The sequence below is a fragment of the Methylophaga sp. UBA2496 genome, from assembly GCF_002341635.1.
Lineage (GTDB): Bacteria > Pseudomonadota > Gammaproteobacteria > Nitrosococcales > Methylophagaceae > Methylophaga.
In genome coordinates this window covers 368,071-383,155 of the sequence record NZ_DDOK01000004.1, presented here as the reverse complement: position 1 = coordinate 383,155, position 15,085 = coordinate 368,071, and the positions used below count along the sequence as shown (strand labels likewise).

Below are 15,085 nucleotides of genomic sequence, written 5' to 3'. Positions count from 1 at the left end.
CTATTTGAACGCCGTCAGTAGTTTACCAATCTCAGTAAGACTCAGAACCTTATCCGCAACACCCGCTTTGGCGACAGCCATAGGCATACCATAGATGGTACTGCTTTGCTGGTCCTGAGCCCAAATGGTCGAGCCTTTCTGATGCATTTTTATCGCCCCTTCACATCCATCCGCTCCCATTCCAGTGAGGATGATGGTCAAGGTCTGCGCAGGACAAACCTGAGAAACGGATTCAAGCGTAACGTCGATGCAGGGTCTGTAAGTCGCATTTTCTGGACCAGGGTCGACTTGCAGGTAAAGTTGTCCACGCCGACCTTTCAGTAAAAGCTGTTGACCTCCAGGGGCCAGATAGGCGATTCCTGGGCGTAATACATCGTTTTGCTGAGCTTCTTTAATACGAATATCACATTGTGAATTTAAGCGTTCAGCAAAAGATGGTGTAAATGTTGCCGGCATGTGCTGAAGTAAAATAATTGGGAAGGGGAAGTTGGCCGGTAGTTGTGATAACACATTTTGCAGGGCAACAGGTCCTCCCGTTGACGTGCCAATCACCACTAATTCAATTTTTTTCTTTTCTGCCGGAATGAGAGGGTGAGTCAGCTCAGTTGTTTTGGCAACAGAAGTCTGTTTATGCGGATTTGCATGGGTTGCCAGAAAATTGATCCGATCACATAATTTTTGTCGGGCACGGGTTTTGTCCTGCGCTAAATCTTCAAAACGCTTTGGGAGAAAGTCCATTGCTCCCGCGTCTAATGCATCCAGCGTAGCTTTGGCTCCTTCCGTCGTCCAGGTCGACAGCATCAATACCGGGGTAGGACGTCGTCGCATAATTTTTTTGACCGCACCGATTCCATCCAGTAAAGGCATTTCCAGATCCATGGTAATAACATCCGGTCTGTAACGGGATACCATTTCCACGGCTTCCATACCATCGGCTGCACTGGCAATGACTTCCAGTCGTGGATCGGCATTAATGATTTCAGTCAGTCGCCGGCGGAAAAAAGCTGAATCATCAACAATCAGTACCTTAACAGTCACAAATATCCTTAATAATTTCGATGTGCGTAGGTATTCATTAACTCTGGAAAATCGAGAATAAGCGCAATACGGCCATCGCCGGTAATAGTTGCTCCTGCAAAGCCTTTAGTGCCGTGGAGTAAGGCGCCGAGGGGCTTGATAACCACCTCTTCCTGACCGATTAACTGATCAACAACGAATCCCACTTTACGGGTGCCGACATTGACTATAACCACATGTTCAGTTGTTGCTTTAGACTCTGAAACATTACCTTTATTAAGCCATTTGCGTAAATAAAACAGTGGCAGGGCTTTGTTTCGTACAATAACAGTTTGCTGACCATCTACGGTATTGGTTTTATTCAGGTCCAGATTAAAAATTTCATTTACGCTGACCAGTGGAAAAGCAAAGATTTGATTACCCAGCATCACCATTAAGGTAGGCATGATGGCTAAGGTCAATGGGACTTTGATAGAAAGCGTTGTACCTTTACCGATTTCCGATTGAATATCAATGACGCCGTTCAGTTTGGAAATACTGGTTTTGACCACATCCATCCCTACACCGCGACCTGAAATATCAGATATTTCCTGTTTCATTGAAAAGCCCGGTGCAAAGATCAAAGCAAAGCATTCTGATTCGGTCAGTCTGGAGGCTGCTTCTTCATCCATCATGCCTTTTTCAACGGCTTTACGACGCAATATCTCCGGGTTCATGCCGGCGCCATCATCAGAGATGGTCAACAAAATATGATCCCCTTCCTGTGCGGCAGCGAGGACGATTTGGCCTTGTTTGGGTTTGCCTGAAGCTTCACGGATATCCGGCATTTCAACACCATGGTCAACCGCATTGCGAACCAAATGTACTAATGGATCGGCTAAGGCTTCGACCAGGTTTTTATCTAAATCAGTTTCTTCACCGCGTAATTCAAGATTGATGTCTTTTTTCAGGCTGCGAGCCAAATCACGTACCACCCGGGGAAAACGACCAAATACCTTTTTAATGGGTTGCATCCGTGTTTTCATCACAGCAGTTTGCAGGTCACCGGTGACCACAGCCAGATTATTGACAGCTTTGGCCATTTCTTCATTTTCAAAGGCGGCTTCTAGCGTATTAATACGATTGCGTACCAAAACCAGCTCACCCACCATATTCATGATGTCATCCAGTCTGGCGGTATCCACACGTACACTGGTGTCTGCTGCAGCCTTTGCCTGTGGAGCGGCAGCGGCCGGTTTTACAGCAGTAACTGAGTCTCCATCGTCAACCGCCTTTGGCGTTGTTTCAGGCTTCGGTGGGCTGGGAGGCGGGCTCGCTGCTTCGGCAGCGGGCTTTGCTGGTGGAGTGGGTTTGGCTGCTGGTTTTTTTCCTTGTAATTCATCCAGCAACGCTTCAAATTCTTCTTCGGAGATTTCGTCATCACCGGACGTGTTTACGGGGTCAGTCTTTGGTGGATCTGCTGGAGGTGTTATGCCTGGCGGGGCATTGCCATGCAGCTGATCCAATAGTGCTTCAAATTCGTCATCAGTGATTTCATCACTTGCAACATTATCTGCCGCAGGGACGGTGATTTCCGGTTCGGGCTCAGGTTCAGGTTCAGGTTCAGGTTCAGGTTCAGGTTCAGGTTCAGGTTCAGCCACCACTGGAGGCGCATCGCCTGATAGGTAAGCTGCCAGTTGCTGAATTATTACCGGATCAGCTTCAGTCGGGTAGGAACCGGCTTTAACCTCTGCAAACATACTGTTCAGAATATCCAGCACCTTGAGAAAGGTGTCCATCATATCGGCATCAACCAGGCGTTCACCCTGGCGCAGCAGATTAAAAACATCTTCGCCTTTATGACACAGATTAACCATAGCCTCGAGACTTAAAAATCCAGCACCACCTTTGATGGTGTGAAAGCCCCGAAAAATGGAATTCAGTAAATCTTTATCCTGAGGTTGTGTTTCCAGAGCAACCAATTGCTCATTCAATCCATCAAGAATCTCTTCTGCCTCAACCAGAAAATCCTGCAGAATCTCATCATCTGTATCTAAGGCCATGCTCCTGTCCTTCTAAAAACCAAGACTGGATAACAAATCATCCACATCGTCCTGGCTGTTGACCACATTCGGTTTATTTTTAGCGTTTATCTGCGGTCCTTCTGCTTTTAATGGGTCCACGACTTTCGTTTCCCCACTTTGCTGAGTTTGTCCTGCCACCTTAACCAGCTTCACCAGATTGTTTTCAACTTCTTCCACCAGTCCAATGACCTGGCGTAAAACTTGTCCGGTTAAGTCCTGAAAGCCCTGTGCAAGCGTCATTTCAGAAAGGTTATTATGTATCTCTCCAGCATGCGTATTCACCACAGGTAAGTAAGCTTCAATTTCCCGGCTTAAATCACGGAATTCTGTTGCTGACATCTCCCGATTTCGAAAGCGTTGCCAGCTTTCATTGAGCTTAGCGGCAGTTTGTTTCAATTCATTAGCCAAAGGCAGGGTTTTATCGATATATCCTAAAGTTTTATGTGCAGCTTCTTCGGTGGTTTCAATAACGTAATTCAGACGATCACGGGTATCCGGCATGTCAATGTGGGTGAGATCGACCAGCCGGGCATCGACTTTGAAGTTATTCAGTGCTTCATGCAATTCACGGGTCAGTTTGCCAATATGCTGGAATAGTTCACTTTCACGTGCGTTGGTTAAGGCCATCAATTCTGTTTTAATGCGACTATCGTCTTCCTGTTCGATAGCTTCGATAAGAGCCCGGGCGGCCTTAAGTTGTTCTGCTTTATTCAGAGCGTCCATAATGTCCTTTCCAGCTTATTTATTGCGCGTTAATACGTTCAAATATTTTTTCTATTTTTTCTTTAAGGGTTGCGGCAGTAAAAGGCTTGACAATATAACCATTGACGCCAGCCTGGGCTGCCTCAATGATTTGTTCCCTTTTGGTTTCAGCAGTCACCATTAATACCGGCAAGGTTGATAATTTAGGGTCGGCACGCACTGTTTTAAGCAGGTCAATTCCCTGCATGCCAGGCATATTCCAATCGGTTACCAGAAAGTCGATACCGCCGGCATTCAAAATAGGCAGGGCGGTTAAACCATCATCGGCTTCAACAGTGTTATTAAAGCCCAGATCGCGTAATAGATTTTTGATAATCCGTCGCATTGTAGAAAAGTCATCCACAATGAGGATTTTCATATTTTTATCCAAGGTATACCTCCCAAATTTACTGCATCCAATCGCGAAGTTTACTACGCAATCGCACCACAGTTTGCGTGTGGATCTGACTGACACGTGACTCACTGACGCCGAGTACTTCACCGATTTCTTTTAAATTTAATTCTTCATTATAGTACAGGCTCATCAATAGCCGTTCACGTTCTGGCAGGGCGCCTATTGCTTCGGTCAGAGCCTGTTCAAAATTATTATTTTCTGTGATTTCCGCCGGGCCAATATCATCACTGCCAAACGACTCACCATCGGTCAGCTGATTATCAGTCATATCATCCAGACTGAATACCTGATGACCGGAAGCGTCCTGTAATTGCTGATGGTATTGTTCCAGAGTCATTTGCAATGCATCCGCCACTTCCTGCTCTAGTGGAGCACGACCAAGCTGTTGTTCCAGCTGATGCATTACCTCGGCAATTTCACGGGCTTTGCGATGTACCGATCGCGGTGCCCAATCGTTACGGCGGATTTCATCAAGCATTGCACCACGGATACGAATACCGGCATAGGTTTCAAAGCTGGCGCCCTGACTGGCTTTATACTGGTTGGAGGCATCCAGTAAACCAATCATTCCAGCCTGAATTAAATCATTAACATCTACGGTATGGGGTAAGCGGGCAACCAGATGGTAAGCGATACGTTTAACCAAACCACCATGTTGCTCAATCAGCTGATGCTGACTCAGTTCTGAAATTTGGCTGGAATACATGCTTACACCAATCATCTTAACCTGCTTCCAGACTAGCCTGTATCAGACGCTCTACAAAAAACTCCATATTCCCTCTCGGTTGTTTGGCTACCGGCCAGTAATCGATTTTTTTTGCCAGATGCTGAAATGCGGTGGCCGATTTGCTACGTGGTAAAAATTCGACGACAGCACGCTGCTTTTTAACCGCCCGGCGAAGGTCTTCATCAAAAGGCACAATACCCATAAAATTCAAGGTCACATCCAGAAAACGATCACAGACAAGGGATATTTTATCGAATAATTCGCGACCTTCCTGAATACTGCGTCCCATATTGGCAATAATATGAAAACGTTCAACGCCATGTTCGCGACTCAGTAACTTTATCAGGGCATAAGCATCGGTGATTGACGCGGGCTCATCACAGACCACCACAATGACTTCCTGAGCGGCTTTGGTGAAACTGACTACGCTGTCTGCAATACCGGCTGCACTATCAATAAGTAGAATATCAATGTGTTCATCCAGTTCACTGAAAGCCTGGATCATGCCGGCATGTTCAGCCGGGCTGAGCTCGGCCATTTTCTTAACACCGGAAGCGGCGGGAATAATCTGTAATCCGGAAGGGCCATCCACCATAATATCTTTCAGGCTTTTATCGCCTTCCAATACATGCAGAAGATTGAATTGCGGATGTAAGCCTAGCATCACATCGATATTGGCTAAACCGAGATCGGCATCAAGCAGAACAACTTTCTTTCCCTGCGTTGCAAGGGCGACACCAATATTAACGGTCACATTGGTTTTACCGACACCACCTTTGCCACTGGCAATAGCGATTACTTTTACCGGTTTCGGCACGTGAGTCATTTTTCGTAAACCACTTGCCTGGTCTAGGGGCGCGTCAGCCATAAGCGGCAAAACCTCCATAACTGGATACGGTTTGAGGATCCAGTGCTTGTTGTTCAGATTGCATCAATTCGCTCGCTTGATTCACTAAGCTGTTAGGGCGTGCCAAACCGAGATCTTCAGGCACTTGTTGACCATCACAGACATAGGCCAGTGGCAATTGATGGCGAATAATTGCTGATACCGCACCACCCAGACTGCTGCTTTCATCGGTTTTCGTCAGGATGCAGCCGCTTAAGTTAAGGTGCGAAAACGCCTTAATGATATCACTCAGGGCATGACTTTGGGTGGTTGCCGAAATCGTCAGGAAATGTCGTATGCGAGGCGAATGTTGCATTAACATGGCAATTTTTTGGGTTAATTGCATATCACGTGGATTCATACCTGCAGTATCGATCAGGATAAACCGGCGATCAAGCATATCGTTCAATGCTTCACCGAGCTCCTGATGGTTGCGTGCTACTCTTAAGGATACCCCCAGAATACGGGCATAACTTCGAAGTTGTTCCTGGCCACCGATGCGATAGCAGTCAGTGGTAATCAAACCTACCTGTCGTGCTCCGTGTTTTAAAGCGCAACGGGCGGCTAATTTTGCAACGGTGGTGGTTTTACCCACGCCAGTCGGCCCCACCAGCGCCATAATGCCGCCTTTTTCGATGATATCCTGATCAGACAATGGGATTTGTGCGGCTAATTTGCCTAAAGACTGACGCCATGCTGTTTCCAGATCATCAATTCCCTGACTTGTTGTGACCAGCTGTTTGGCCAGCTCAACCTCCGTCCCCATACGCATATGTCGCTGTAAAACCTGCATCTGCGTCGGACTCTGTCTGGCCATATCCTTCCAGGTCAAATCTGACAGCTGATTTTGTAACATATCCCGCAAACTGGCAATTTCCTTGCGCATTTGCACCAGTGTCGGTTCCTGCGACCAGATATTCTGCTGTGGTGCGACGTATGCGGGGGCCGCAGGTTGAGTCGGATCGATTTCAATTTTGGGTTCTTCTTTTACCGGACGAGTAACAGCAGCCTGGCGTCGAAATTGCGTTTCGTCATAATCGGTTGCTGCCACAATCTCCACTCCTCCATCTACTCGTGTATTAGAGAGGATAACGGCATCCGGCCCCAGTACTTCCCGTACTTCGCGGATGGCCTGACGTACATCTGCTGCCTGGAAACGTTTAATTTTCATCGCATCACCTTCTTGTTATCGACCCACATTTGCCACAATGCGTATTTGTTTATCATCTGGAATTTCGTTGTAGGAGAGCACATGCAGTCCTGGAATCGCATGACGGATAAAGCGGGAAATCCACCCCCTTAATCCTGCCTGAACCACCAATATGGCGGCTTCACCAGACATTTCCTGTCGTTGCGCCACTTCTTGCAGATTTTTGTGCATATTCTCTGCGAGTCCTGGTTCCAGACTTGCACCACCTTCTCCAGATGCCTGTAATGTTTTTAGCAATATCTGTTCCAGCTCTGGATCCAGCGTGATGATAGGCAAGTCAGGCTGGGTGCCATTTATGTGCTGCACAATGGAATGAGCCAGTGCCATCCGTGTTGCTGCGGTAATGGCTTCTGGGTCAGGGTTGCGTGCAGCTTGCTCGGCAATGGCTTCGCTAATGGTGCGAATATCACGAATTGGAATATTTTCCTGTAACAGGTTCTGCAATACTTTTTGTACGGTGCCTAATGGCACGGTGTCAGGTACCAGACCTTCTACCAGTTTCGGTGCAATTTTGGCGAGATTGTCCAGCAGATGCTGTACTTCTTCGCGACCCAGTAAATCATGTGCATGGTTTTGCAGAATTTTGCTTAAATGGGTGGCGACCACAGTATCCACATCAACTACGGTGTATCCTTGAGCCTGGGCGTGCTCACGTTGGCTGGGTTCAATCCATACGGCATCCAGACCAAATGCCGGATCGGTGGTGCGGATACCTTCTAGCTGAGCAAATACCTGTCCCGGATTGATCGCCAGCATTCGATCCGGATACACCTCCGCCTCACCGAAGGTCACACCAAAAAGCGTGACTTGATAGGCTGTTGGGGACAGATCCAGATTATCGCGTATATGTACTGGCGGAATTAAAAAACCCATTTCCTGTGAAATCTTTTTGCGGATGCCTTTAATGCGATTCATCAATTGGCCACCCTGATTTTTATCGACCAGCGGAATCAGGCGATAACCCACTTCCAGGCCAATCGGATCAACAGGGCTTAAGTCATCCCAACTCAGTTCACGTTGTTCTCGACTGGATTCCTGTTGTTGAGGTGGAGCGGCGGCAAGCGTGGCGGCTTTTTGACGCTGTGCAATTAACCAGGCGCTGCCGGCACCGGCTCCCGCCAATAATAAAAATGGCACATTTGGCATACCGGGAATTAAACCCATTCCGCCAATAATGCCGGAGGTGATGGCCAGTGTTTTGGGCTCTTTTAACAGTTGAGAGAAAATCTGCTCACCAATATCCTGGTCAGCAGTCGAGCGGGTAACTAATAACCCGGCTGCAGCAGCCAGTAATAAAGAAGGAATTTGTGCAACCAGACCATCGCCAATGGTCAGCAGAGTGTAATTATGCGCCGCTTCTGAAAAGCTCAGGCTATGTTGCAGAACACCAATGACAAAACCGCCAATGATGTTGATAAACAGGATCAGAATACCGGCAATGGCATCACCACGAACAAATTTACTGGCACCATCCATCGAACCGTAAAAATCCGATTCCTGCATGATTTCTTCACGACGCCGACGGGCTTCATCCTGATCAATCAAGCCGGCATTCAAGTCAGCATCGATCGCCATTTGTTTACCGGGCATTGAATCCAAGGTAAAACGGGCACTAACCTCAGCAATACGGGTAGCACCTTTGGTGACCACCACAAAATTGATGATAACCAGAATGGCAAACACCACCAGACCGACCGCATAGTTACCACCGATTACAAATTCACCAAACGCTTCAATAACTTCACCCGCTGCGGCCGTTCCGGTGTGACCTTCAAGAAGAACAATACGGGTAGAGGCTACGTTTAAGGCGAGTCTTAATAGCGTAGCCAATAAAAGGATGGTTGGAAAAGCAGCAAACTGCAACGGTTTACGTACATATACACTGGCCAGCACGATGGTCAGTGATAAAGCAATATTAAAGCTGAACAACATGTCCAGCATAAACGCGGGTAGGGGAATGACCACCATGGCCAACAATGCCACCAGAAACATTGGTGTCGCGACATTACCGTTTAAAACCCCACCTAAACGGCTTGTCAGGCTTGTATTCTCCATTGACTACTCATCTCGTTTAAATTCATCAGGTATTGGCAAGTCTTCCGTATTGAGATTTGGCTTATTTCCGCCAGTATTTTTGTAACGTCTCAATTGGAAGACAAACGCCAGTATCTGGGCTACTGCAATATATAGACCAGATGGAATTTCCTGACCGATTTCGGTGCTGTAATAGACGGCACGAGTCAGTGGCGGAGCAGAGATAATGGGTACTTCATGGTGATCACCGACCATTCTGATCTGTTGCGCAATCAGATCGGTGCCTTTTGCCAGCACAACAGGTGCGCCGGATTTTGTCTGGTCATAACGTAAGGCCACTGCATAGTGGGTTGGATTAGTGATAATAACGTCGGCTTTGGGCACGTCCTGCATCATGCGTTGCTGTGACAACTGAATCTGCATTCTGCGGATCCGTCCTTTCACTTCAGGGCTGCCTTCAGTTTCTTTGTTTTCGTCTTTAACTTCCTGTTTTGTCATACGAAGTTGTTTGGTGTGATTCCATTTCTGAAAGGGAACATCAATCAACGCAATCAAAATCAGGCTGGCGCAAATGGCTAAAAATCCCCACAGCACGATATAGCCCAACTCGGTCATGGCGATTTGAACTTCCTGTCGTCCCAGTGTCAATAATCGGTCACGCAGACTCCACAAAATCAAGGTGCCAATACTGCCAACGAGTAAAAATTTACCCAGGGCTTTACCAAGTTCCACAAGTCCCTGTGGACCAAAAATACGTTTTAAGCCGCGAAGAGGACTCATCTTTTCCAGCTTGACCCCCATTGCCTGGGCAGAAAAATTCCACCCGCCAATCAATGCCGGAGCTGATAAGGCGGCTATCAATGTAATCGCAAGGAAGGTAAGGACATCCAATGCCATGATTTTCAAGGCAAAGATTAACTGTTGTGCCATCATGTGTGGATCCATGATCAGCTTGCGATTAAGTGAAAATGATTGTGTCATGACTTCGCCAAGACTACTGATCAAATTACCACCGACAAATAACATTCCCACTGCACTGGCAACCAATACCACGACAGTGCTTAACTCCTGAGAGCGGGGAACCTGACCTTTATCCCGGGCATCCTGGAGTCGTTTGCCCGTGGGGTCTTCTGTGCGTTCCTGGCCGCTATCCTGCTCAGCCATTGTTCTGTACCAGCATTCGCGTCATTTGCAGCATTTGATCAGCAAAGTTAACCAGGTGATTTCCAACTGCAGGCAAGGTGATGTAAATAATCACAAACCCCAGGCCTATTGTCAGTGGAAAACCAATCGAAAAGGGACTGATTTGCGGGGCGGCACGTGACAAAATACCGAACGCCAGATTCACCATCATTAAAGAGCCAATTGCAGGTAAGGCAATAATAACACCTGCGGCATACATCCAGCTGGCCAGACTGGCGATATCACGAAAGCTTTCAGCTGCAATACCGCCATTGCCAATCGGCAGGGTAATAAAACTTTCTGCCATTACCTGTATTAATACTAAATGCCCATTGATGCTGAGAAACATCAGGGTGATAAAGATCATATAAAACTGACTGATGACCGGGACAGTTGTGCCGTTTTGCGGATCGACCATAGACGCGAAACCGAGGCCCATCTGCATGGCAATAACCTGACCGGCGACAATGAATGCATTGATCAGCAGTTGCAACATAAAGCCCATACAAATGCCAATCATGATCTGTTCTGCGATCAGCAAAATACCTTCTGCGCTCAGAGGTGAAACGACAGGGATAGGTGTATTGATGGTGGGAACCACCACTAAAGTGATGGCCAGCGCAATTATCAGGCGGGTTCGGACGTTAATAAAATTACTGCTGAATATGGGGGCTACCATGACCATACCGCCTATGCGAAATAGCGGCAGTATGTAAGCACCGAGCATCGCACTGATTTCTGCGATTGACAGGTTCATGGCTAACCGATCAGGTAGGGAATGTTTTCAAACAGTCGAACCGTATAATTGGTGACCAAACTTAGCATCCACGGCCCGGCCACCATTAACACCAGAATCGTCACCAGTAATTTGGGGATGAAACTCAGTGTCTGTTCGTTAATAGATGTCGCTGCCTGAAACATGCTGACCAATAAACCGGCGATTAATGCCGGGATCAGGATAACAACGATCAGCAGCGTAATCACTTCGAGCGTTTGTTGCATGACAGTTAATACGGTTTCAGGTGTCATGGCTAAATATAAAAGCTGGAGGCCAGCGTTCCCATCAGCAGTGCCCAGCCATCAATTAACACGAATAACATCAGTTTGAAGGGCAGGGATATCAGCATGGGTGACAACATCATCATCCCCATCGCCATCAACACTGAGGCAACCACCAAGTCAATGATTAAAAAGGGTACGAAAATCAGAAAACCAATCTGAAAAGCGGTTTTTAATTCGCTGGTGACAAATGCGGGTAACAACAGCGTGAACGGAACTTCATCTGCACTTTCAATCGCGGCATAACCCCCAATTTCGGCGAATAGTTCGATATCACTCTCGCGTGTTTGTGCCAGCATAAATTCACGAAATGGCTGGCTGACCTGTTCAATAGCAGCGGTAGCTTCAATATCGCCGTCAAGATAGGGTTTAACACCATTTTCATAGGCATTGCTGAAGACCGGAGACATAATAAAAAAGGTCAGAAACAATGCCAGACCAATCATGATCTGGTTGGAGGGCGTGGATTGCACCCCCATTGCCTGACGCAGGATTGCCAGCACAATAATGATCCGGGTAAACGAGGTCATCATTAACAATGCTGCCGGCAACAGGGTCAGTACGGTCATTAACGCCAGAATTTGCAGAGTTAATGAATAACTTTGCGATCCGTCTTCGCCAGTGGATAAGGTCAGAGCCGGAATACCGGGTTCGGCCAATGCCATTCCGGGTAAAAAGAGACATAAAAACAATAATCCGAGACGTATCATTGATTGCCTCGTTGCTGCATCATTTGTTTCAGACGTTCTGCAAATGTATCACCACTTTTAACAGGCGTTTCCCGAACGGAAAGTGGCTCGGACAAGGTATGCAGAGTATTGATTTGTTGTGGTGTGACGCCGAGCAAAATCTGTTGTTCACCCACTTGTATCAAAACCGCTTTTTCACGGGTGCCGAGCGAAATAGCACCCAGCACTTTTAGTTGGCCGTGGTGTGCAGCGTGAAAGTATTGACTGCGTTTCAAAAGCCAGCCTAAAAAAACGATCACCGCCAACACCATAATCAGACCAAAAATGGTTTGTAATAAAGTGCTGGCATTGACCGGAGCAGAATTCATTGTTTCGGCGTTCACTATCAATGGAAACAAACCGGTAAAGCCGGTAATGACTTGCCAGTATCTCATCGCAGTTTTTTAATCCGCTCGGCGGCGCTGATCACATCCGTCAGACGGATACCGAATTTATCGTTTACCACCACCACTTCACCATGGGCAATCAAGGTGTCGTTTACCAATACATCCATCGGCTCACCGGCCAAACGGTCGAGTTCCACCACAGAGCCCTGACTTAATTGCAGCAAGTTGCGGATACTGATGCGGGTACGGCCAATTTCCATTGAAATGGTGACCGGAATATCCAGCACCATATCCAGATTTACATCCGTTCGTGGTTTACCTTCATCATCCAGTTTGTCCATAGGAGCCGGACTGGCCTGTGCGGTAGAAGATTCCGCTTCAGCCTGTTCTTCCAGTGCGGCCGCCCAGGGATCTTCCGCAGTATCGTCATCGACTTGCTCTTCCAGTGCGGCGGCCCATTCGTCGGCCAGATCCTGATCGGATTGTTTTGTATCTTCACTCATGATTTTTTAGCCTTTGTCAGCTGATAACTTGGTGTAGTATCTTTCGGATGTTCAATAATTGAGGTGATTTTTAACGCTGCTTTGTCGTTGTGTTCACCATAGGTGGCACGAAATACCGGTATATTTTCCACCATCGTGGTGACCGTTGTGGGCATGGTGATAGGAATAATATCACCCACCTTCAATTTACGGACTTCTTCCAAAGTGAGCTTGGTTTGTGCCAGTGTTGCCGATAGATTGACATCTGCCAGCATCAGTTCTTCACGCATTGATTTGGCCCAGCGCCCATCATCGGTTGAGCGATCACTTTGCAGACCGGTGTCGAGTAATTCACGAATCGGCTCCAGCATGGAATAGGGTAGCGTGATATGCAAATCCCCGCCGCCGCCATCCAGCTCAATATGAAAGGTGGAAATAACCACTACTTCGCTGGGGCTGACGATATTGGCAAACTGGGGATTAACCTCATGATTCACAAATTCGAATTTTACCGGCATCACCGGAGACCAGGCTTCAGTGAGATCGTTAAAGCATAAATTCAGCACCATGCGAATAACACGCAGTTCGGTTGCGGTGAACTCCCGGCCTTCAATACGTGCCTGAAAGCGGCCCTCGCCTCCAAAATAATTGTCTAATATAGTGAATACCAGTTTTGGTTCAAACACGATGAGTCCGGTACCACGTAACGGATGTAACTGAATCAGATTGAGACTGGTAGGTACAAACAGGGTATGCACATATTCGGAAAACTTCATCACCTGCACGCCACCTACGGAAATCTCAGCAGAACGGCGCAACATGTTGAATAAATTAATGCGAAGATAACGGGCAAATCGCTCATTGATCATTTCCAGCGTTGGCATGCGTCCACGGATAATGCGTTCTTCATTTCCGAAGTCATAACGCCGTGGTTTGCCATGTTCATCTAATTCTGGCTTATCTTGCTTGATCTCGTCGCCGCCAAGACCATTCAGCAGTGCATCGACTTCATCCTGTGACAATATATCGTGAACGGCCATAACTATTGCATTACCAAACTGGTGAAATAAACGGCTTCAAGGCCGGTGATGGCGTTGTCTTGCTGCTTGAGGAACGTATTGATGGTTTCCAGTGATTCCTGCTGCAAAGCCTGCGTTCCCTCAGTGGTACTGAGAACGTCATAATTTTGACTGTAAAACAACATTAATAACTCATGTACCAGAGCAGGTTCATGCAAGGCAAACAGATTAATAGATGCCTGATCGCGCGCCATTACTTTCATCTTGATTTGCAGATAGCGAACCTGATCATTACTTTGCTCTGCGAAGTTAACAATAAAAGGCGACGCCACTTCATGATAGATTGGCGTGGCTTTCGGCGCAGTCGTGGCTTCTGCCGAATCGGCTGATGCTGCATCTTTATTCAACCACCAGTAAACACCGGCACCAATCGCAGCCAGCAGTACTACAATGCCAATAATCAGAATGATTTTGGTTTTTTTACTCATACCCTGTTTCAGTTCGATATCTTTCTGTATTTCTGCCATGTTGTTTACGTCCTATCGATAAAATGTGTTAAGCAAATACCATGCCTGATCATTGCCAGAGAAAGGTGGTGAAATAAACCGCTTCAAGATTGCTGTTACCGGTTTCCTCTTCAAAAATCGCTTTGATACGTTCGTAGGCTTCTTGTTGAAGCCGGCTGCGACCTTCAATACTTTTCACGGTATTCATATTCTGTTCTGCAAATAGGATACGAAGTGAATCCTGAATCATCGGCAGATTACTATCTGCACTATTAAGAATGGCGGGGTCATTGGACTTTAATGCCACTTTGATTTGCAGGTAGCGAGCTTTTTCTTCACTTTGCCGCAAAAAGTTAATGGTGAAAGGTTCTTCAATAACGTAATACAACGGTTTCGTTGATTGGTCACCTGCCGCATAACTGGCAAAGCTGGTGAAACTGAGCAATGTGATCATCAATGCTTGCAGCAGATTCTTCATGACTTGGTATACTCCTATATACGATAGAGGCTAGTGATATCAGTGTTTGATTATGACAAGCTTGGGTAATGCGTGAAAGGGGGCAATTTGTCTAATAACAATCTACAGCGAACTGAGGCGGCCGGGACGAGTAAAAAAGATTTCTGGCTGGCGTTGCCTCAATACTGTCTGCCACAACATTTATTATCACG

The 15,085-nt window shown here is 47.0% G+C and carries 17 protein-coding genes; all 17 read right to left on the bottom strand.

Annotated features, from left to right (window positions below; translation table 11 throughout):
* The 17 genes from B2W60_RS05030 to B2W60_RS04950 are packed head-to-tail and all read right to left on the bottom strand — an operon-like array spanning nucleotide 1 to nucleotide 14,894.
* Nucleotides 1-1,038, bottom strand: a complete 1,038-nt coding sequence (locus B2W60_RS05030; RefSeq protein WP_292362316.1) for a protein-glutamate methylesterase/protein-glutamine glutaminase — start codon at nucleotides 1,036-1,038, stop codon at nucleotides 1-3.
* Nucleotides 1,039-1,046: 8 nt separating this feature from the next.
* Nucleotides 1,047-3,059 (bottom strand): chemotaxis protein CheA, encoded by a 2,013-nt coding sequence (locus tag B2W60_RS05025; RefSeq protein ID WP_292362317.1) that lies wholly within the window; start codon nucleotides 3,057-3,059, stop codon nucleotides 1,047-1,049.
* 12 nt (nucleotides 3,060-3,071) lie between these two features.
* Nucleotides 3,072-3,803 (bottom strand): protein phosphatase CheZ, encoded by a 732-nt coding sequence (locus B2W60_RS05020; protein WP_292362318.1) that lies wholly within the window; start codon nucleotides 3,801-3,803, stop codon nucleotides 3,072-3,074.
* Between the two features lie 19 nt (nucleotides 3,804-3,822).
* Nucleotides 3,823-4,212: a chemotaxis response regulator CheY gene (gene cheY / locus B2W60_RS05015; protein ID WP_292362319.1), complete on the bottom strand. Its 390-nt coding sequence runs from the start codon at nucleotides 4,210-4,212 to the stop codon at nucleotides 3,823-3,825.
* A 16-nt stretch (nucleotides 4,213-4,228) separates the two neighbouring features.
* Nucleotides 4,229-4,957: an RNA polymerase sigma factor FliA gene (locus B2W60_RS05010; protein ID WP_414673257.1), complete on the bottom strand. Its 729-nt coding sequence runs from the start codon at nucleotides 4,955-4,957 to the stop codon at nucleotides 4,229-4,231.
* Between the two features lies 1 nt (nucleotide 4,958).
* Nucleotides 4,959-5,831, bottom strand: a complete 873-nt coding sequence (locus tag B2W60_RS05005; protein WP_292362321.1) for a MinD/ParA family protein — start codon at nucleotides 5,829-5,831, stop codon at nucleotides 4,959-4,961.
* Nucleotides 5,824-7,020, bottom strand: a complete 1,197-nt coding sequence (gene flhF / locus B2W60_RS05000) for a flagellar biosynthesis protein FlhF (RefSeq protein ID WP_292362322.1) — start codon at nucleotides 7,018-7,020, stop codon at nucleotides 5,824-5,826. The genes B2W60_RS05005 and flhF overlap by 8 nt, the downstream gene beginning before the upstream one ends.
* 15 nt (nucleotides 7,021-7,035) lie before the next feature.
* Nucleotides 7,036-9,114: a flagellar biosynthesis protein FlhA gene (gene flhA / locus B2W60_RS04995; protein ID WP_292362323.1), complete on the bottom strand. Its 2,079-nt coding sequence runs from the start codon at nucleotides 9,112-9,114 to the stop codon at nucleotides 7,036-7,038.
* A gap of 3 nt (nucleotides 9,115-9,117) precedes the next feature.
* Nucleotides 9,118-10,257, bottom strand: a complete 1,140-nt coding sequence (flhB, locus tag B2W60_RS04990; RefSeq protein WP_292362324.1) for a flagellar biosynthesis protein FlhB — start codon at nucleotides 10,255-10,257, stop codon at nucleotides 9,118-9,120.
* Nucleotides 10,250-11,032, bottom strand: a complete 783-nt coding sequence (gene fliR, locus B2W60_RS04985; RefSeq protein WP_292362325.1) for a flagellar biosynthetic protein FliR — start codon at nucleotides 11,030-11,032, stop codon at nucleotides 10,250-10,252. Before fliR ends, flhB begins: the two co-directional genes overlap by 8 nt.
* A 2-nt stretch (nucleotides 11,033-11,034) precedes the next feature.
* Entirely contained in the window at nucleotides 11,035-11,304 is a 270-nt protein-coding gene (gene fliQ, locus B2W60_RS04980) for a flagellar biosynthesis protein FliQ (protein ID WP_292362326.1), read from the bottom strand.
* A gap of 2 nt (nucleotides 11,305-11,306) precedes the next feature.
* Nucleotides 11,307-12,044, bottom strand: coding sequence for a flagellar type III secretion system pore protein FliP (gene fliP / locus B2W60_RS04975; protein WP_292362327.1), 738 nt, complete (start codon nucleotides 12,042-12,044; stop codon nucleotides 11,307-11,309).
* A complete protein-coding gene (gene fliO / locus B2W60_RS04970; RefSeq protein ID WP_292362328.1) occupies nucleotides 12,041-12,457 on the bottom strand; it encodes a flagellar biosynthetic protein FliO in 417 nt (138 codons plus the stop codon). The genes fliP and fliO overlap by 4 nt, the downstream gene beginning before the upstream one ends.
* The gene (gene fliN / locus B2W60_RS04965; protein ID WP_292362329.1) at nucleotides 12,454-12,912 is read right to left on the bottom strand and encodes a flagellar motor switch protein FliN; all 459 of its coding nucleotides are present in this window, start codon (nucleotides 12,910-12,912) and stop codon (nucleotides 12,454-12,456) included. The genes fliO and fliN overlap by 4 nt, the downstream gene beginning before the upstream one ends.
* Nucleotides 12,909-13,931 carry a flagellar motor switch protein FliM gene (gene fliM / locus B2W60_RS04960; RefSeq protein WP_292362330.1) on the bottom strand — a complete coding sequence of 341 codons (1,023 nt, stop codon included), beginning with the start codon at nucleotides 13,929-13,931 and terminating at the stop codon, nucleotides 12,909-12,911. The genes fliN and fliM overlap by 4 nt, the downstream gene beginning before the upstream one ends.
* A 2-nt stretch (nucleotides 13,932-13,933) precedes the next feature.
* Complete coding sequence (locus tag B2W60_RS04955) at nucleotides 13,934-14,437, bottom strand: flagellar basal body-associated FliL family protein (RefSeq protein WP_292362331.1); 504 nt, start codon at nucleotides 14,435-14,437, stop codon at nucleotides 13,934-13,936.
* Nucleotides 14,438-14,486: 49 nt separating this feature from the next.
* Nucleotides 14,487-14,894 carry a flagellar basal body-associated FliL family protein gene (locus tag B2W60_RS04950; RefSeq protein WP_292362332.1) on the bottom strand — a complete coding sequence of 136 codons (408 nt, stop codon included), beginning with the start codon at nucleotides 14,892-14,894 and terminating at the stop codon, nucleotides 14,487-14,489.
* Nucleotides 14,895-15,085: the final 191 nt, after the last annotated feature.